Annotated in this window: 12 protein-coding genes and 2 pseudogenes; 5 read left to right on the forward strand and 9 right to left on the reverse strand. The window is 71.2% G+C overall.

Annotation, left to right across the window (positions count from 1 at the left end; genetic code table 11):
• Positions 1 to 7 precede the first annotated feature (7 nt).
• From B1L07_16060 to B1L07_16070, 3 genes are all read right to left on the reverse strand, one after another.
• The gene (locus tag B1L07_16060) at positions 8 to 403 is read right to left on the reverse strand and encodes a hypothetical protein (GenBank protein ID AUZ56345.1); all 396 of its coding nucleotides are present in this window, start codon (positions 401 to 403) and stop codon (positions 8 to 10) included.
• Between the two features lie 99 nt (positions 404 to 502).
• Positions 503 to 856, reverse strand: coding sequence for a hypothetical protein (locus tag B1L07_16065; GenBank protein AUZ56346.1), 354 nt, complete (start codon positions 854 to 856; stop codon positions 503 to 505).
• 380 nt (positions 857 to 1,236) lie between these two features.
• Positions 1,237 to 1,941 carry a hypothetical protein gene (locus B1L07_16070; protein ID AUZ56347.1) on the reverse strand — a complete coding sequence of 235 codons (705 nt, stop codon included), beginning with the start codon at positions 1,939 to 1,941 and terminating at the stop codon, positions 1,237 to 1,239.
• Between the two features lie 131 nt (positions 1,942 to 2,072).
• Here B1L07_16070 and B1L07_16075 point away from each other — a divergent pair, with 131 nt between their 5' ends.
• Together B1L07_16075 and B1L07_16080 are read left to right on the forward strand one after the other, a co-directional pair.
• Positions 2,073 to 3,002: a LysR family transcriptional regulator gene (locus B1L07_16075; protein AUZ56348.1), complete on the forward strand. Its 930-nt coding sequence runs from the start codon at positions 2,073 to 2,075 to the stop codon at positions 3,000 to 3,002.
• 334 nt (positions 3,003 to 3,336) lie between these two features.
• The gene (locus tag B1L07_16080) at positions 3,337 to 3,621 is read left to right on the forward strand and encodes a hypothetical protein (GenBank protein AUZ56349.1); all 285 of its coding nucleotides are present in this window, start codon (positions 3,337 to 3,339) and stop codon (positions 3,619 to 3,621) included.
• A 100-nt stretch (positions 3,622 to 3,721) separates the two neighbouring features.
• On the opposite strand, the gene B1L07_16085 is transcribed toward B1L07_16080, so the two are convergent.
• The 6 genes and pseudogenes from B1L07_16085 to B1L07_16110 all read right to left on the reverse strand — a co-directional run bounded on the left by B1L07_16085 (position 3,722) and on the right by B1L07_16110 (position 14,393).
• A complete protein-coding gene (locus tag B1L07_16085; protein AUZ56657.1) occupies positions 3,722 to 3,967 on the reverse strand; it encodes a hypothetical protein in 246 nt (81 codons plus the stop codon).
• Between the two features lie 43 nt (positions 3,968 to 4,010).
• Positions 4,011 to 4,301 (reverse strand): CopG family transcriptional regulator, encoded by a 291-nt coding sequence (locus B1L07_16090; protein AUZ56350.1) that lies wholly within the window; start codon positions 4,299 to 4,301, stop codon positions 4,011 to 4,013.
• A gap of 100 nt (positions 4,302 to 4,401) precedes the next feature.
• Positions 4,402 to 6,339 (reverse strand): exodeoxyribonuclease V subunit alpha, encoded by a 1,938-nt coding sequence (locus B1L07_16095; protein ID AUZ56351.1) that lies wholly within the window; start codon positions 6,337 to 6,339, stop codon positions 4,402 to 4,404.
• Positions 6,336 to 9,962, reverse strand: coding sequence for an exodeoxyribonuclease V subunit beta (locus tag B1L07_16100; protein AUZ56352.1), 3,627 nt, complete (start codon positions 9,960 to 9,962; stop codon positions 6,336 to 6,338). The genes B1L07_16095 and B1L07_16100 overlap by 4 nt, the downstream gene beginning before the upstream one ends.
• Positions 9,959 to 13,314 (reverse strand): annotated as a pseudogene (locus tag B1L07_16105) (exodeoxyribonuclease V subunit gamma). The gene B1L07_16100 and the pseudogene B1L07_16105 overlap by 4 nt, the downstream one beginning before the upstream one ends.
• Positions 13,315 to 13,361: 47 nt before the next feature.
• The gene (locus B1L07_16110; protein AUZ56353.1) at positions 13,362 to 14,393 is read right to left on the reverse strand and encodes a hydroxyacid dehydrogenase; all 1,032 of its coding nucleotides are present in this window, start codon (positions 14,391 to 14,393) and stop codon (positions 13,362 to 13,364) included.
• A gap of 253 nt (positions 14,394 to 14,646) precedes the next feature.
• Here B1L07_16110 and B1L07_16115 point away from each other — a divergent pair, with 253 nt between their 5' ends.
• The 3 genes and pseudogenes from B1L07_16115 to B1L07_16125 all read left to right on the forward strand — a co-directional run bounded on the left by B1L07_16115 (position 14,647) and on the right by B1L07_16125 (position 16,774).
• Positions 14,647 to 15,435 carry an ABC transporter ATP-binding protein gene (locus B1L07_16115; protein ID AUZ56354.1) on the forward strand — a complete coding sequence of 263 codons (789 nt, stop codon included), beginning with the start codon at positions 14,647 to 14,649 and terminating at the stop codon, positions 15,433 to 15,435.
• Positions 15,435 to 16,184, forward strand: a complete 750-nt coding sequence (locus B1L07_16120) for an ABC transporter permease (GenBank protein ID AUZ56355.1) — start codon at positions 15,435 to 15,437, stop codon at positions 16,182 to 16,184. Before B1L07_16115 ends, B1L07_16120 begins: the two co-directional genes overlap by 1 nt.
• Positions 16,185 to 16,291: 107 nt before the next feature.
• Positions 16,292 to 16,774 (forward strand): annotated as a pseudogene (locus B1L07_16125) (outer membrane lipid asymmetry maintenance protein MlaD).
• The last annotated feature ends 12 nt before the right edge of the window (positions 16,775 to 16,786 follow it).

Below are 16,786 nucleotides of genomic sequence, written 5' to 3' on the forward strand. Positions count from 1 at the left end.
TTTCGCCTCAGGTATCGCGGAAGCCGTAATCGAAGGTGTAGTGGTGCCTGCCGTCGACGATGTCGATGGCGATGCGGCCGTGCAGGCCGGCCAGCTCGCCGGTGCCGCTGTCGGGCACCACGGTGAGGTCGAGCCGGGGCGCGCCGCGGTCCATGACACCGTTGTGCTGGGCATGGAAGCTGCCGCGGCGGCCGTCGAGAGTGCCTTCGATGCGCTCGAGGGCGACGTAGGCGCCGGAGCCGGATACCGGCGACATCATCGCCAGCATGTGCACCACGCTGCTGGCGTCCAACGGGCCATGGAAGCGCTTGTCGAAACGCACATGGCCGACGACCGCGCCGCCGCCGATGTCCAGTGATTCCTGCGGGACGCGCGTGATGTCGAACTCGCCCTTGGCCTGCATGACGGGATTCCCGGGTTGGCAAGGAAAGCAGTCTAGGCGGGGACCGCGCATGCCGCCATTGCCGGCGCCGGCGCTACCCGCAAAGCCCACGGTGGACCATCAGCGGAACCAGATCTTCAGCGTCACGTACATTCCATAACCCAGCGCCAGCACCAGCCACACCAGAAACAGAACGTTGGCCCAGTACGCGCCCGCATGCGCGACCAGCGTATACACCTGCCCGGCGCAGCCCTTGCCGAGGCAAGGTATCTGGCCCCGCACCAGCGCGCGCATGACGGCGAACAGCGCATAGCCCGCCACGCCAGCGGTCATCAGGAAGCCCACCGGCCCCACCAGCCCCTGGGTCGGTGCGCCGTTCTCGTCGAAGGGCGCTTTCTGGAGCTGCTTCTGCCCGAACCGGTACCAGGCCCATCCCAGCAGGAGCAGGGAGGAGTAGTAGAGGAAGTCACGCATGTCGTCGCGGTACCGTGGCCGGCCAATCCGCAGTATGGCGGCAAGCGCAACCGCTGCCTGTGGCGCCCTGCACGGATTGGCGGACAAGGTGCCTGCTTCCTGCGGCTCCCGGGCCCGGCGCTGTCCGCGCATGCGCAGGCCGGTCGCCTCCGACCCGCCGTCGCGAAGCGATGCGCTGACCCACCCGCGTTCGTACGCCATGCCGGGAGAACCCGCGCGGCGCCGGGAATGTCGCGGCGAATCCGCAGCGGCAGTGGCGCCCGGGTTCTAGCGGAAGGCACGGGTGTCTGCGTCGCTCCTGCATCCGGCTTGCCTTCGCCGACGACGGCAAGGGCGCGGTCGCCCGCGCCCTTGCGTCGATCACCAGGCGGTCCCGCCGCTCAGGCGGCGGTATCCACCAGCACCAGTTCGGCGTCTTCCAGCGCGCGGACGGTGATGCTGCCCTCACCGGCAATGGCGGCACCGTCGCGGGCTTCGAGCGGCACGCCGTTCACTTCCACCTTGCCGGTGTTGGGCACCAGGTAGCCGTGGCGGGTGGCGTCGCGGAAGTGGTACGTGGTGCTCTCGCCGGCCTTCAGCGACGCGCCCAGTACGCGGGCGTCGGCGCGGATCGGCAGGGCCTCCTCGTCACCCTGCATGCCACTGGCCAGGGCGATGAAGCGACCGGAGCGCCCGCCCTTGGGAAAGGGCTTGGTACCCCACGCCGGGGCGCCGCCGCGCGCATCCGGGATGATCCAGATCTGGAAGATGCGGGTCACCCCCGGCTCCAGGTTGTACTCGGCATGGCGGATACCGGTGCCGGCACTCATCACCTGCACGTCGCCGGCCTCGGTACGGCCCTTGTTGCCCTGGTCGTCCTGGTGGCTGATGGCGCCCTCGCGCACATAGGTGACGATCTCCATGTCCGCGTGCGGATGCGGCGGGAAGCCGGTGCCGGGCTGGATGGTGTCGTCGTTCCACACCCGCAGGGCGCCCCAGTGGACGCGCGCCGGGTCGTGGTAGCCGGCAAAGGAAAAGTGGTGCCTGGCATCCAGCCAACCGTGGTTGGCTCCGCCAAGGGTGGCAAACGGGCGACGCTCGATCATGGTCGTGTCCTGCGGGGTGGTTGCGATGGGGCCAGTCTAGGCACGCGCGTTTGCATCCGGAATGGAAGGAATGAAAATACATCCTTTCCGTTTGTGCCATGATCCAGTCTTCTCCCATCGCGGTGTGCACCATGAGCCAACTGCCCGACCTGGAAGCCTGGGCCATCTTTGCCAGGGTCGCCGAGGCCGGCTCCTTCGCCCGTGCGGCCGAAGCGCTGGGGCTGTCGCAGGCCACCGTGTCCAAGGCCATCACCCGGCTCGAAGCACGCATCGGCACCACCCTGTTCCACCGCACCTCGCGGCGCATGTCGCTGACCGACGCCGGCGCCGCGGCACTGGAGCGCGCCGCGCGCATCCTCGACGAGGGCGAGGCGGTGGAGGCCGAGGTCGCCGACCGTTCGGCGACGCTGCGCGGGATGGTGCGGGTGGCCGCGCCGATGTCCTTCGGCGTGGCGCAGCTGGCGCCGCTGCTGCCGGCGTTCATGCGCGCGCACCCGGACGTGGAGCTGGATATCCAGCTCAGCGACGCGCAGGTGGACCTGGTGGCCGAGCGCTTCGACCTGGCGCTGCGCATTTCCACCCTGGCCGACTCCAGTCTGCGCGCGCGCCGCCTGTGCCAGGTGCGGATCCTGCTGGTCGGCGCGCCGGGCTACTTCGCCGAACACGGCAGGCCGCAGCACCCGCGCGACCTCGCCGGCCACCGCGGCTTCCAGTACAGCTACACCCGCAGTGGCAACACCTGGCGCTTCCGCCACCGGCGCCACGGCGAATATGCGCAGACCGTGCCGCGCCAGTTGCAGGCCAACAACGCCGAAGTGTTCGCCGCGGCGCTGCGCGGCGGGCTGGGACTGGCCCTGCAACCGGAGTTCATGGTCTGGGACGACCTGCGCGCCGGCCGCCTGGAAACGGCGATGGACGACTGGCAGGTGGAGCCGATCGCGCTGCACATCGTCACCCCGCCCGGCCTGCGCCGCCCGGCGCGCGTACAGCGGCTGATCGACTACCTCGCCGCCGGGCTGGAACGCGCGCCGTGGGCGACGGGCGCGGGCGCAAGCCGCTGACCTCGCGGCTGGACGAGGCCCACGGGGAAGGCGATGACCCTGGCGATGCGCATGCTGCTGGCGGGGCTGCTGCTGGGGCTGGCCGCAACCGCCGGCGCGACCGCGCAGGTCCCGGACCGTATCTTCATTGAAGGCCGCGACGACGCGCTCGATACCAACCCGCTGGAAAGCCAGCTGCGCGATCGCCCCGATTTCCCGCCGGAGAACGTCTCGCGCGGCACCGCCAACTGGCGCGGTTGCGTGGCGCACCGGCGATCGACGGCGACCGGCTGCTGCTGCGCAGGGTCGAGGTACGCCTGTACGACAGCGGCAACGAAAGCTCCAGCAGCTCGACTTGCTGGCCCGGCTGTTTCGTGAAGGCGCCCCGGCGGCCGCCAGCTGGTACAGCGGCGCGCTGATCGTCCCCGACGGGCGCCTGGTCGATTACGTGCACATGGGCCATGGCTCCATCTACGCGCATTACCGCGTCTACCGCATCGCCCAGGGACGGATGGTCGAGGCGCCGTCGATCGATCCCGAACCGTTCCGCGCCTGGCGCGAGTGGAAGTTCCAGGCGTTCAGGCAGACCGCGCAGTACCACCAGGCGGTGGAGCATATCCGCGGAAAGCTGAGGACATGAGTGCGGACGATATCGACGGCTTCGTGCGTGGCTTTCATGCCGGGTAGTGCATGGGGCGGTAGGAGCCAGCAGGCTGAAGACCCTCTGGACTCGCCGCGGATCAGCGTACGTACCCGGCCTCGCGCTGCGCCCTGATGACAGGGACGAACACGGTGTCGATACCGGCAACATACCGGTACAACGCCATGTATCCGGCTGCGCCCCTGCCGATCACCAGCTCACGCATGTCCTCGCCACAGTGGCGGCCGATCAGGGGGCTGCTTTCCAGCACGTTGAAGGCGTCGATGATGCCGCCAAGCCGTGCCGTGCGTTGTCCGGCATCGTATGGCTCGAGATGCAGGAGGATGCGCTCGAAATCTCCCCGACCTCGGGCGCAAGTTCGATCCGCGTCACCGCTGTTCCGCCAGCTTGCGGGCGGCGGGGTGCCGGGCGGTCTGGCCCACCACCCGACGTTCCAGATAGCTGCGCATCTCGTTCCAGGGGAAGGTTTTTCCCGATGCGGCGATGCCGGCATGGCGTCGTTCCGCCTCGGCTTCGAAGTCGGCGCGGCGTTGGGCCAGCGCCGCTTTCTCGGCGATCGCTTCCAGGATGAATCCATGCGGCGTCATGCCGGTTTCCTTCGCCATCTCGGCGACGCGGGCCTTCAACTCGTCCGGAAGGCGGATGGTGGGGGTGCCCATGAGCTGCCCCGTGGGATCACTGATTCCGGACCGAAGTAGCACACATGTGCTACTTGTCGGCACGAGTACTGATCGCCGGTCATGCAGGGCACAGCGGGCACTATCCCTGCGCCTGGCCCAGCCGCTGCGCCAGGCCCGACCAGCGGCTGGCGTGGCGCGACAGCGCGGCTTCGATCACCGCCGCGTCGCCCGCCAGGTGCAGGGCGTGGCGGGCGCGGGTGATGCCGGTGTAGAGCAGTTCGCGGCTGAGCACGCGGTTGTCGCGGTGCGGCAGCTGCAGCCAGACCTCGTCGAACTCCGAACCCTGCGCCTTGTGCACGGTCATGGCAAAGGCACTTTCGTGCGCCGGCAATGCCGCCGGGTGGAACGGCCGCGGCGCGTCGGGATCGTCGCCGGCGAACCAGGCGGTGGTACCGCGGCCGGTGCCGTCCCGCAGGCAGATGCCGACATCGCCGTTGAACAGGCGGTGGCGATAGCTGTTCTCGGTGACCAGCAGCAGGCGCCCGTGGAAGTGGGCAGGTGCGCCGCCGCGCGGGGTCGTGCCGCCGAGCAGCTCTTCGATGCGCGCGTTGAGCCCGCGCGCGCCCTGCGGGCCTTCGCGCACGGCGGTGAGCAGGCGCAGGCGCCCGGCCAGGGCCAGCGCCTGTGCCGGCGTCTGCGCGGCGGCCAGTGCTTCCCAGTAGCGCTGCAGTGGTTCACGCCAGGCCTGCAGCGGATCGTCCTCGTTCTCGTGGAAGTGCACGCCGGGCAGCTGCGCGTCGCGCAGCAGCGACAGCGCGCGGGCGGCGTCGCCGCCGCGCATCGCCGCGGCCAGCGGTGCCAGCTGCAGCGCCTCGCTCTGCCGGTAGCCGCGCTGCAACTGCACGCGGGTGCCGGCGAAACCGGTCGCCGGCGGCGCGATGGATGCCGCCGGCAGCGCGCCCAGCAGGCCCTGCAACGCCTGCGCGTCGTCGGGCGCAATGCGCGTGCCGTCGCCGGCGGCGCGCAGGATGGCGCCGAGCACGTCGCCGGCTTCCACCGAGGGCAGCTGGTCCGGGTCGCCCAGCAGCACCAGCCGGGTGCCGTCGGCCACCGCCTCGACCAGCTTGGCCATCAGCGGCAGATCGATCATCGAGGCCTCGTCCACCACGATCGTGTCGTACGCCAGTGGGTTGTCGGCGTGGTGGCGGAAGCGCGGCGAATCCGGAATCACGCCCAGCAGGCGGTGCAGGGTGGTGCCGGTGGTCGGCAGCTGCGCGCACAGCGCCGCGTCCACGCCCAGCCGCGGCAGCTGCTGCACGGCGTTGCGCAGGCTTTCGGCCATGCGCTCGGCAGCGCGGCCGGTGGGCGCGGCCAGCGCCACCCGCGGCGGCGCGCGGCCGGCAGCTTGGGCCTGCGCGGCCAGCAGCACCAGCAGGCGCGCGATGGTGGTGGTCTTGCCGGTACCCGGCCCGCCGGTGACCAGCAGCAGCGCGTGGCGCAGGGCCAGCGCCGCGGCGCGGGCCTGCTGGTCGACGGCGGGGGAAGCGTCGGTGGATGCGGCGGCCGCAGCGGCGGGCACCTGGGCGAACAGGTCACCCTGCCGGGCCGCCGGGCCCGGCGCGGCGGCCGCGTTGCCGGGAAACAGCCGCGCGAACAGCGGCGCCAGCGCCGCCGGATCGGCGGCCTGCAGCGGGGCCTGGCCGATGCGCTGCAGGCCCAGCGCCAGCCGCCGCTCGTACTCGCGGTAGCGCCGCAGGTACAACAGGCCGTGTTCCCAGGCCAGCGGCGCCTGCGTGGCCTCGTCGGCATCGTCGTCGGGCCGCGCCACCCAGGGCGATGCCTGCAGCTGCGCGATCCAGCCCTGCGCGTCGGGCCAGGGCAGCGCGGCCTCGACCAGCCGCGCCGGCCGCGCCGGGTCGAACCCGGCGTGGCCGTGGGCGACGGCCAGCGAGGCCAGCGCGGCGGCGGCCAGTACCGCGTCGGGGGTATCGGGATCGAGCCGGCGCAGGCTTTGCGCCAACGCGTGGTCGAGCGCACGCAGCGCCCCGGCCTTGTTGAGTGCGGCCAGCAGGCTCATGGCTGGCCTCCCAGCCGCGCCAGCAGCGCGGCGTGGGCGTCGTCACCGCCGGCGAACAGCGCGTCCACCGCGTGCACCAGTTCCGGCGCGAAGGCATGCGCGTACACCCCCGGCGAAGGCGTGCGGGTCGCATCCAGGCCACGGCAGAACAGGTAGCGGATGCCGCCGAAATCACGCGCGTAGTCATAGCCGTCGCCCAACCGGAAGCGCAGCCAGCGGTGCAGCGCCACGGTGTAGATCAGCGCCTGCAGGTCGTACTCGCTGTGGCGCATGGCCGCCTCCAGCTGCGCCGGGGCGTAGCCGGGCAGGCGGTTGGACTTGTAGTCGAGCACGTACCAGCGACCGTCGCGCAGGTAGGTCAGGTCGATCTTGCCGGTCATCAGTCCTTCCAGGCGGCCACGCGCACCGAAGCCGTGGCGGCCGCGCACCACGCCATGCGCATGCAGCACGCGCAGCAGCGCCGGCACCGCGGTGGGCTGCATGGCGAAGTGGAACTCGATCTCGGCACGGCGCTCGCCCGCGGCCAGCGCATGCAGCGCGCCGCCTTCGGGCAGGTCCACGGTCAGGGTCTGCCCGACCAGCATGGTGAGCAGGGCCACGCCGTCGTCGATGTCGGGCCCGGCATAGCCTTCGGCGCGCAGTGCCGCGGCGATTACTCCGGCCTGTCCCGCAGGCGCCGCGTCGCCGGGCCGCCAGCCTCGCCAGGCGCCGAAGTCGGTGTTCTCCAGCGCGGCATGCAGCACGTTGCCGAAGCGGCTGCCGGCGAAGCGCGGATCGAAGGCCTCCTGCACCGTGACGGGATCCTGCCCGGCATCGTCTTCGCCCTGCGCCGGTTCGTCGGCGGCGCCGCCGCTGTCCTGCGTGGCGGCGGCCGACGTGTCGTGGCCGGCCTCGGCGTGGGCGAGCTGGGTGAAGCTATAGACCCACCAGTCCAGCGACAGCGCGCGGCGCACCCCACGCACCGGCGGTACTGCCGGCTCGTGCGCGGGCGGCAGCCGCGCGGGCAGCGCATCCACGCTGCCCGCGACGATCTGGATGTCGGCGTGCGCGGCCAGCCGCTGCATGTCATCCAGCAGCGGCCCCAGCCGCGAACCGGGCAGCCCGGCCAGCGCGCCGCCGGCGATCCACAGCGCGTGCTCGGCGCGGGTGAGGCCGACGTACAGCAGGCGCGCGGCTTCGGCCGCCTCCTCGGCGGCGGCCTGCTGGCCGACCGCCTTCCACTCTGCCGCGTCCTTGTCGATCTTCCAGTGCAGTACGCGGCGCTCACCATCGTGCACGATGCGGTGGCCGTCGGTGGCCGGCGCGCCGCCGTCGATGCCGACGAACGGCAGGTACACCAGCGGGTACTCCAGGCCCTTGCTCTTGTGCAGGGTGATGACCTGCACCCGGTGCGCGTCCGATTCCAGGCGCAGCAGCTGGGTCTCGTCGCCGTCGTCGGCATGGGCGATGCGCGCCTGCAGCCAGTCGAGCAGGCCATGCAGGCCGATGCTGCGGGTGCCGGCTTCCTGCAGCAGTTCGCCCAGCTGCAGGTAGTTGGTCAGGCGGCGTTCGCCGTCGACCAGCGCCAGCAGGCGCTCGGCCTGTTCGGCGCACAGGTCCGACAGCATCGCCAGCACGCCGCCGCGCTGCCAGCGCTCGCGCCATTGCAGCAGGCGTTCCTGGTGCCGGCGCTGGCGGTCGCCCTCGTGCTCCATCGTGGCGATGGCCGCGGCGCTTTCGCCCAGCAGCACGGTGGCCAGCGCGGCGCGCAGGCGGCCTTCGTCGGCCGGTTGCAGCAGCGCCAGCAGCAACAGGCGCAGCTCGTGCGCCTCGGCGGTCGCGAACAGGCTGTGTTTGCCGGCGGCCACCGCGGGAATGGCGGCAGCGGCCAGCGCCTGCTGGATGCGCGTGGCCTCGCGGTGCGAGCGCACCAGCACGGCGATGTCGCCGGGGCGCACCGGGCGGCCATCGACCAGCGCCCTGCCCTGGCGCGCCGCGGACAGCACGCGGTGGATGTCGGCCACGCAGGCCACGGTGGCGGCGTGGCGCGAGTCATCGGCCTTGAGCGGCTTGCCATCGGCGTCGGCGTCGAGCAGGTGCAGGGTCAGCGCCGGCGCGGGGACGCCGTCGAGCAGGTAGTCGGCATCGCTGCGCTTGGAGCCGGGCTCGACCGGCTCGAAGCGGATGCGCGGGTCGAGGAAAGCCTGTTCGCCGGCGTTGGCGTACAGCGCGTCGATCGCGCGCAGCAGCCCGGGGCGCGAACGGAAGTTGTGCGCCAGCCGCGGCGCCTCGGCGGCGCGCTCGCGGGCCTGCAGGTAGGTGTGCACGTCGCCGCCACGGAAGCCGTAGATGGCCTGCTTGGGGTCGCCGATCAGGAACAGCGCGGCGGCGGCGGGCGGTTCGGCGAACACCCGGCGGAAGATGTCCCACTGGCGCGGGTCGGTGTCCTGGAATTCGTCGACCAGGGCAAAGCAGTACTGCGCGCGCAGGCGTTCGGCCAGCACCATGCCGGCTTCGCCGTCCAGCGCCGCATGCACGCCGTCGATCAGGTCGTCGTAGGTCTGCACCCGGTACTGCTGCTTGTGCCGCGCCAGGCGCTGGCGGGCGTCGTCGCGCAGTGCATGCAGCAGGACGATGGACTGCTGCCGGCGCCATTCGGCGAAGCGCGCCTGCGCCTGCACGTAGTCGGCGATCAATGGCTGCAGCGGCGACACCGGGGTGCTGCCGGCCTTGGCCTTCACGGTGCGGGCGGTCAGCGCGTCGAGGGTGAGCCGCTGCAGCCGCTCGTCCAGCGCGGCGGCCGGATCGGGATGGCGCGCCCAGTGCAGCACCTGCCGGAACAGCGGTTCGATCCATTCGGCCTTGTAGCTGCTCCTGTTGAGCACACCGCCCTCCAGCGCGGCGCGCAGCTGCTGCAGGTAGGCGTCGCCATGCGCGGCCAGCCCGCCGGCAAGGCGCAGCGCGGCGGCGTCGCGCAGCGGGCCGGCATCGTCCAGCGGCGCTGGCGGCAGCGCCGGCAGCAGCGGCAGGTCGGCGACCAGCACCGGCAGGTCGGCCGCCAGGGCGTCGGGGCCCTTCCACAGCGCGGTCAGGGCCGCCAGCGCATCGCCGCGGGCGGCATGCTGCCGCCACAGGTCGGCCGCGAGCCCGGCGTGGAGCGCGCGGGTATTGGTCAGCAGTTCCGGCGCGGCGAAGCTGTGGCCGCTCTCCAGCGCGTGTTCGGCCAGTACCCGGGCGCAGAAGCCATGGATGGTGAAGATCGCCGCCAGGTCGGTTTCCTCGGCGGCGATGCGCAGGCGCCGCGCCAGCTGCGCGGCACTTTCGGTGCCCAGCTGCAGGTAACGCCGCAGGATGGCGCCGGTCAGCGCGGCCTCATGGCCCACGTCCGCCGCTGGCGCGGCCTCGGCCAGCCGCGCCGCCAGGTCCAGGCGCTCGCGGATACGCCGGCGCAGTTCCTGGGTCGCCGCTTCGGTGAAGGTGACGGCCAGGATCTGGCCCATGCGCAGGTGCCGTTCCACCACCAGGCGGGTGAACAGGGTGGCCAGGGTGAAGGTCTTGCCGGTACCGGCGCTGGCCTCGATCAGGCGCAGGCCGTCCAGCGGCAGCTCCAGGTACGGGTCGTTCGCAGGTGCTGCGGTGCTCATGCGCGGTCCCCGCCGCCGGTCGCCACCCGGCCCTCGCGCAGCGCGGTGAACACCACCAGGCTGTTGTGGATAAATCTGTTGGTAGTGGCCGCGTCGGCGAACGGATCGGCGCCGCGCAACGCCAGTTGCACGGCTTCGCCGTCACGCTCGCCCCAGCTGCGGTCGCTGCCATGCCACTTCTCGCGCGCGACCTTTTCGCGGGCGTCCGGATCGGCGTTGTAGATCGCCCAGCCGGTGTAGGGGGCGAACGGCAGCGGCGCCTGCAATCCCCGCGCACGCAGCTGCAGCAGGGCCTGCAGGGCGGCGCGGGCCTGTTCAGCCGGTGGCGGCGGCAGGATGTGCGGGCCAAAGCCGCCATCGCCGGCATCAATGAACTGCAGCAGCGGCAGCGGCACGCCGGCGGCATTGGCCAGCAACCATTCCAACCCGCTGCGCAGCACCCAGGCCACGCCCGGCGCACCGGCCTGCAGGCGGGGCAGCCCCTGTGGATGGATCTGTGCGACACGGCCGTGGACGGTGGTGCCGTCGATCGCCACTTCCAGCCGCTGCGACTGCAATGGCGCGCCGTCGTACCACTGCGCGAAGCTGTCCGCGCACGGGCGGATGCGACCCAGCAGCTGCTCGAACTGCTGCCGGCCCAGCGCCCCGGAGGGCAGCAGCGCGCGCGCCCGCAGGCGCTCGTACAGGCCCTGTTCGCTGCCTTCCAGCAATGCGCCGAGTACCTGCTGCTGCAACGCGCTGTGCTCGCGCCCGCGTTCGGGCAGCACCAGCGGTTCGAGGTCGTCGCCGGGCAGGATCTCGCCGCCCAGGCGCAGCCCCAGCCGCTGTTCCAGGAACTGCCCGGCCGGGTCGGCCAGGAAGCGGCGCAGCGCATCCAGCGACAGCGCGGGTTCGCGCAGGGCGTCGGGCAGCGGCGCGTCCAGTGCACCGGCGGACCAGGGCGCCAGCGGCTGGCGCTGGCCACCGACCGCACCGGCGGCCGGGTGCCACTGGCGGCGGTAGCTGAAACGCCGCGGCTCGCCATCGCCGCCGAACGCGGCCGGGGCGAAGGGCTGCAGCGGATGGCGCACGACCATCGCCTGGCGCGCGCTGGCCGCATCGGCATGGCAGGCGGCCACCGCGTCGATCAGCTCGCTGACCAGCACCGAAGGCTCGCGCTCGCTGCCGTCGCGCGCGTCGGCGCCGAGGTAGCTCAGGTAGAACACGTCCTGCGCCGACGCCAGCAACTGCAGGAACAGGAAGCGGTCGTCCTCGCGCAGCGAACGGTCGCCGTGGCGGCGCCGCCCGGTGCCGAGTTCGGCGGTGAGCCGGCTCAGGCCGGCGGCCGGGTCGCGGCGCGGGAAGTCGCCATCGTTCAGGCCCAGCACGCAGATCGCGCGGAACGGCAGCAGCCGCATCGGCACCATGCGCCCGAAACTGACGCCGCCGGTGAGCAGCGGCGCGCGGGTGTCGGCCTCGGACAACACCGTGGAAAAGTGCGCACGCACCACCTCGGCGGGCACCGCCGCATCGAAGCCGGCCTTTTCCGCGTCCTCGGCGAAGGCGTTGATCAGCTTGCGCAGCCGGTCCAGCGCGCGCTGGGTGGACGGCTCGGCGGGCGTTTCCGGCAGCAGCGCGTCCAGCAGGCCAAGCAGGCGTTCGCGCCACTGCGCCGGCGCCAGCGCCTCGGCCAGCGCCTTCTGGTGGCGGGCGAGCACGCGCAGCAGGCGGATCAGCGCATCCAGCGCGGCCAGTGCGCTGCCTTCCAGCTCCGGCCACGGCGCGACGCCGGCCAGGTCGTCGTCGCTGCCGCTGGCGTGGCCGAGCAGCAGCCGGTCCAGGGCGAACTGCCAGGTGCAGGCGTCGTCGAGCGGCGCCTGGTGCTGGCCGCGGTGCGCCGCATCCAGCCCCCAGCGCGCGCCGGCGGCCTGCAGCCAGCCGTGCAGGCGCTCGAACGCGGCCGCGTCCAGTCCGGCGGCGGCGGCCAGCGGCGGGCTGGCGAGCAGGTCGAGGATCTCGTTGAGGCCAAAGCGCGACACCGGCAGCCCCAGCAGCTGCATGAACACGTCGGCCAGTGGCTCGCCCTGCAGCGGACTGGCGTCGGCCAGTGCCCACGGAATGTGGCCCTCGCCGCCGCCGCGGCCGCCGAACACCGATTCCAGGTACGGCACGTAGGGGTCGATGTCCGGCGCCAGCACCGCGATCTCGCGCGGCTGCAGCGGCGGGTCGAAGCGCGGATCGTCCAGCAGCGCGCGCAACTGGTCGTGCAGCACCTGCATTTCCCGCAGGCGGGTATGGCAGGCGTGGACCTGCACGCTGGGGTCGTCCAGCCGCAGCGCCGGGCGCAGCGGCGCCGGCGGCCGCGCGCGGCGGTGGAACAGGTCGGCCTGCAGGCGGTGCAGCAGGCTGTCGCGCAGGCCGCCCTGGTCCAGCGTCGGCCCGTCGCGCCGCTCGGGATCGGCATAGGCGGCGATCTCGCCGGACGGGTGCACCACTTCGTAGCTGCCCAGCACCGCCATGAAGTCGCGCCCGGCCGCGCCCCAGGCCTGCAGCAGCGGGTTCTCGCCGGCGTCGCTGCCGAACGGATCGTCGACGCCGCCGCGCAGCCGTTCGGCCAGGGTCTGCAGGTCGCCCCAATAGGCGCGCGTGGGCGTGGGCAGGTAGAAATGCAGCGTACCGACCCGCGCCTGGGTGGCGATCACCCGCAGCACGTCGGGCGAAACGTTGAGCGTGGCGAAGGCGAACAGGCGCGACGGCAGGCCGCGCGGCAGCGGCTGGCCGGCGCCCTCGAACCGCGCCAGGTAGTCGTTGATGCGGCGCGCGCGATGCTGCTGGCCGCCGGCGATGCGGCGCCAGAGGATGGCCTGCGGATCGGCGGGATCGGCGCCGGCCTCCCAGCGCAGCAGCCAGTCGCGGCGCCAGGCCTGGTACTTCTCGAATACCCCGCCCAGTTCGGCGGCCAGCGACCAGGCCCGCAGCGGGTCGCCGGCGCCGGGCGCGTCGCCCCCAGATAGGTGCGCAGCGCGGCCATCGCCGGCTGCCGCATCAGCGCCGGGTCGGTCAGGGCCGCGTACAGCCGCCACTGCAGCCCCGGCGCGCCGAGGTCGTCCTGCTCGCCGGGCACGTTTTCCTGCAACGCGCGGGCAACGAACTCACCCGGCGTGAGGAATTCGAGATTGGCGGCGATGCCGTATTCGGCGGCCAGCGTGGACTGCAGCCAGCGGCGCATCGCCACCTGCGGGATCAGGACCGTGTCGGCCGCCAGCAGCGGCTGCCCGGGCGCGGGCGCGCGCAGCGCGTGGGCCAGCAACGAGGCGAGCACGTCCAGCGCATTGGAGTGGTAGAGGCGGAAATCCGCGGCGGCATCAGGCATGGCCGCGCCATTGTGCCGGAGCGGCGTCGCGTTGACTGCGACGAAAGCTACCGCGATGCCCGCTTCCGGGCCGAAACCAGCTGCTTGGCTTCGACCTGCAGTTGTCTCAGTTCGTCGACCGCCTCCTGCTCGGCGGCCAAAGCTTCCGCGGTGCGCCGGCGCATGTCGAAAGCGGCATAGCGGTCAGCCACAATGGCCTCCATCTGCTCGCGCGATATCCGGCCAGAGCCCATTAGTACGGAACGTTCGTTGAAATCGAGGAAGCGGTCGGTCTGGGCGATCCAGTCGGCCATCCGCGTTTCGATCCGGCGCATGGCTCGGTCTTCGGCGAAATCCAGGAACATGGTGACCAGCCGGTTGAGCTGGTCCAGCTCCTGCGCATCCAGATAGTTCTTCGACACGACCGCATCGGCTTTGCGCACACGCTCCCCGACCCAGTTTGTCAGCGCCATGTTGTCGGCTGCTGGATCGGCCCGTTCCACGATCAGTTCGGCAGCGGTGCGGCCGGTGATCGCATACACCAACTTGTTCTGGATGGTGGCGAAGAAGGTCTTTGCGGTATGCGCGCTTCCGTCATAGTCGCTGCTGCTCGCTTTGAACAGATCCCGCAGCTTCTGGTAGAAGCGTTTCTCCGAACTGCGGATATCGCGGATGCGGCGCAGCAGTTCGTCGAAGTAGTCCGCCCGTTCGGCGTCCTTGAGGCGCTGGTCATTGAGCAGGAAGCCCTTGACCAGGTACTCGGCCAAGGTGGTTCCCGCCCAGCGCCGGAACTGGTTCCCACGTGGGGAGCGCACCCGGAAACCGATCGCCAGGATCAGGTCTAGCCGGTAAAGCATTGTTTTATAACGCTTTTCATCTGCGGCAGTTGTCAAGTAAAACTTGACAACTGCCTCCTCGGATAGCTCTCCCTCCGCAAAGATCTTGCGGATATGCAGGCTGATGTTCTGCTTGGTGGTTTCAAACAGATCCGCCATCTCACCCTGGGTCAGCCAGACCGTACCGTCGGTAGCACGCAGGTGGATATCGGTACGACCGTCCTCGGTCCGGTAGAGAATCAATTCGCCATTGTTTTCGCTCATGCGATCTCCTTGGTCATGCAACCTCGCATGCGTGCGGCTGCGCCGGGGCAATGTACTGACTGGCATCCGACGACTCCATACCTGTGTCGTCCACATAGGCCGAACCGCCGCAACGACACCCGGAAGACTGGGCGTTCCACGCATGGCCACTGACGCCCGGCGCCGGTCCGGCGACAATACTGCACGGTCCAGTTCTCTTTTGTTCAGGCGGACCCGATAATCCTGCCACGTTGGTTTTCCGTTAAAGGCCGCCATGTCCCTTCCCCGGACACCCCTGGTGCAGTTGTCCGACGTCCGCATCGACCGCGGCGGGCGCACGATCCTGCGCGACGTTTCGCTGGACGTGCCGCGCGGCAGCATCACCGCCGTGCTCGGCCCCTCGGGCACCGGCAAATCGACGCTGCTGGCGGCGTTGACCGGCGAGCTGCGCCCGGTCAGCGGCCAGGTGCGCCTGTTCGGGCAGGACATCCCGCAGGGCAACCGCGCGCTGCTGGAAATGCGCAAGAACATCGGCGTGCTGCTGCAGGGCAACGGCCTGCTGACCGACCTGACGGTCGCCGAGAACGTCGCCCTGCCGCTGCGGACCCACACCCGCCTGCCCGAGCCGGTGCTGCAGCGCCTGGTGCGGATGAAGCTGCACGCGGTGGGCCTGCTGGCCGCGGCCGATGCATGGCCGCGCGAACTGTCCGGTGGCATGGCGCGGCGCGTGGCGCTGGCCCGCGCGCTGGCGCTGGACCCGCCGCTGATGATCTACGACGAGCCGCTGACCGGGCTGGATCCGATCGCCTCGGGGGTGATCATGAGCCTGATCCAGCGCCTGAACCACAGCTTGGGGCTGACCAGCGTCATCGTCAGCCACCACGTGCACGAGACCCTGCCGATCTGCGACCACGCCGTGGTCATCGCCAACGCCGGCATCGTGTTCTCGGGCACGCCTGACCAGCTGCAGGCCAGCAGCGACCCGCTGGTGCGGCAGTTCCTGCACGGCCAGCCCGACGGCCCGATCCCGTTCGACGCCGCGCCGCGGCCGAGGGCTGCCTGATGCCGTTCGTGTCCTCGATCCGCTCGCTGGGCCGCGCCGGCCTGTTCTCGCTGACGGTGCTGCGCGGCTCGCTGCCGACGCCCGATTTCCTCGCCGAGCTGACCCGCGAGATCTACAAGATCGGCGCGCGCTCGCTGCCGATCATCGCCGTGGGCGGCGCCTTCGTCGGCCTGGTGCTGACCCTGCAGGGCTACCGCACGCTGACCACCTTCGGCGCCGCCGATGCGCTGTCCACCCTGCTCGGGCTGTCGCTGTACCGCGAACTGGCGCCGGTGCTGACCGCGCTGCTGTTCATCGGCCGCGCCGGCAGTTCCATTGCCGCCGAGCTGGGGCTGATGCGTGCCACCGACCAGATCAAGGCACTGGAACTGATGGCCATCGACCCAGTGGCCAAGGCGGTGGCCCCCCGCTTCTGGGCAGCGGTGCTGACCGTGCCGCTGCTGACCGGCGTGTTCTGTTCGCTGGCCATCACCGGCGGCTGGTTCGAGGCGGTGAAGGTGCTGGGCCAGGACAACGGCACGTTCTGGTCGGGGCTGCGCAGCAGCGTCGATTTCTGGGACGACTTCGCCGTGGCGCTGCTCAAGTCGGCGATCTTCGGCGGCACCGCCGCATTGGTCGCCGCCTATGTCGGCTTCCACGCCGAACCCACCATCGAAGGCACCTCGGTGGCCACCACCCGCGCGGTGGTGAATGCCTCGCTGCTGGTGCTGATGTTCAACTTCGTGCTTTCCGCACTGATGTTCCATTGATGCCAATCCCTGCCGGGTACCCGCGCGTGGCGGTGCGCGGATCCGACGAACAACCCGCTTCGCCCGCACCGGCGAGGCACCTGCTGGATCAGGAGTGAGACAACAACATGGCCATTCGTGGACCTCGACTCGAATTCTCCGTCGGCGCCTTCCTGCTGCTGGCGCTGGCGTCGCTGCTGGTACTGGCGGTGGCATCCACCAACCAGCGCTTCGGCATCGGCGGCGGCGACTACGTGCTCAAGGCGCGTTTCAGCCAGATCGGCCAGCTGCGGCCGCAGGCGCCAGTGAAGGTAGGGGGGGTGACCATCGGCCAAGTGGCCGATATTCAGCTGGACCCCGTTAAATACGACTCCATCGTCACCCTGTCGCTGGACGGCAAGTTCAAGGACCTGCCCGCCGACACCTCGGCCGGCATCTTCACCAGCGGCCTGCTGGGCGAAAGCTACATCGGCCTGCAGCCGGGCGGCGACCCGGACGTGCTCAAGTCCGGCGACGAGATCGTGTTCACGCAGCCGGCGGTGGACCTGATCCAACTGGTCGGCAAGTACATGTTCAGCGGCGGCGGCAACAACGCCGCGTCCCCCCGGGCCCCCACGAGACGC

The sequence above is a fragment of the Stenotrophomonas acidaminiphila genome, assembly GCA_002951995.1.
GTDB classification, from domain to species: Bacteria; Pseudomonadota; Gammaproteobacteria; order Xanthomonadales; family Xanthomonadaceae; genus Stenotrophomonas; species Stenotrophomonas acidaminiphila_A.

What these genes read in the sequence shown, in the direction of transcription:
- B1L07_16060 (AUZ56345.1), bottom strand. Translation starts at nt 403, where the DNA reads ATGCAGGCCAAGGGCGAGTTCGACATCACGCGCGTCCCGCAGGAATCA.
- B1L07_16065 (AUZ56346.1), bottom strand. Translation starts at nt 856, where the DNA reads ATGCGTGACTTCCTCTACTACTCCTCCCTGCTCCTGCTGGGATGGGCC.
- B1L07_16070 (AUZ56347.1), bottom strand. Translation starts at nt 1,941, where the DNA reads ATGATCGAGCGTCGCCCGTTTGCCACCCTTGGCGGAGCCAACCACGGT.
- B1L07_16075 (AUZ56348.1), top strand. Translation starts at nt 2,073, where the DNA reads ATGAGCCAACTGCCCGACCTGGAAGCCTGGGCCATCTTTGCCAGGGTC.
- B1L07_16090 (AUZ56350.1), bottom strand. Translation starts at nt 4,301, where the DNA reads ATGGGCACCCCCACCATCCGCCTTCCGGACGAGTTGAAGGCCCGCGTC.
- B1L07_16095 (AUZ56351.1), bottom strand. Translation starts at nt 6,339, where the DNA reads ATGAGCCTGCTGGCCGCACTCAACAAGGCCGGGGCGCTGCGTGCGCTC.
- B1L07_16100 (AUZ56352.1), bottom strand. Translation starts at nt 9,962, where the DNA reads ATGAGCACCGCAGCACCTGCGAACGACCCGTACCTGGAGCTGCCGCTG.
- B1L07_16110 (AUZ56353.1), bottom strand. Translation starts at nt 14,393, where the DNA reads ATGAGCGAAAACAATGGCGAATTGATTCTCTACCGGACCGAGGACGGT.
- B1L07_16115 (AUZ56354.1), top strand. Translation starts at nt 14,647, where the DNA reads ATGTCCCTTCCCCGGACACCCCTGGTGCAGTTGTCCGACGTCCGCATC.
- B1L07_16120 (AUZ56355.1), top strand. Translation starts at nt 15,435, where the DNA reads ATGCCGTTCGTGTCCTCGATCCGCTCGCTGGGCCGCGCCGGCCTGTTC.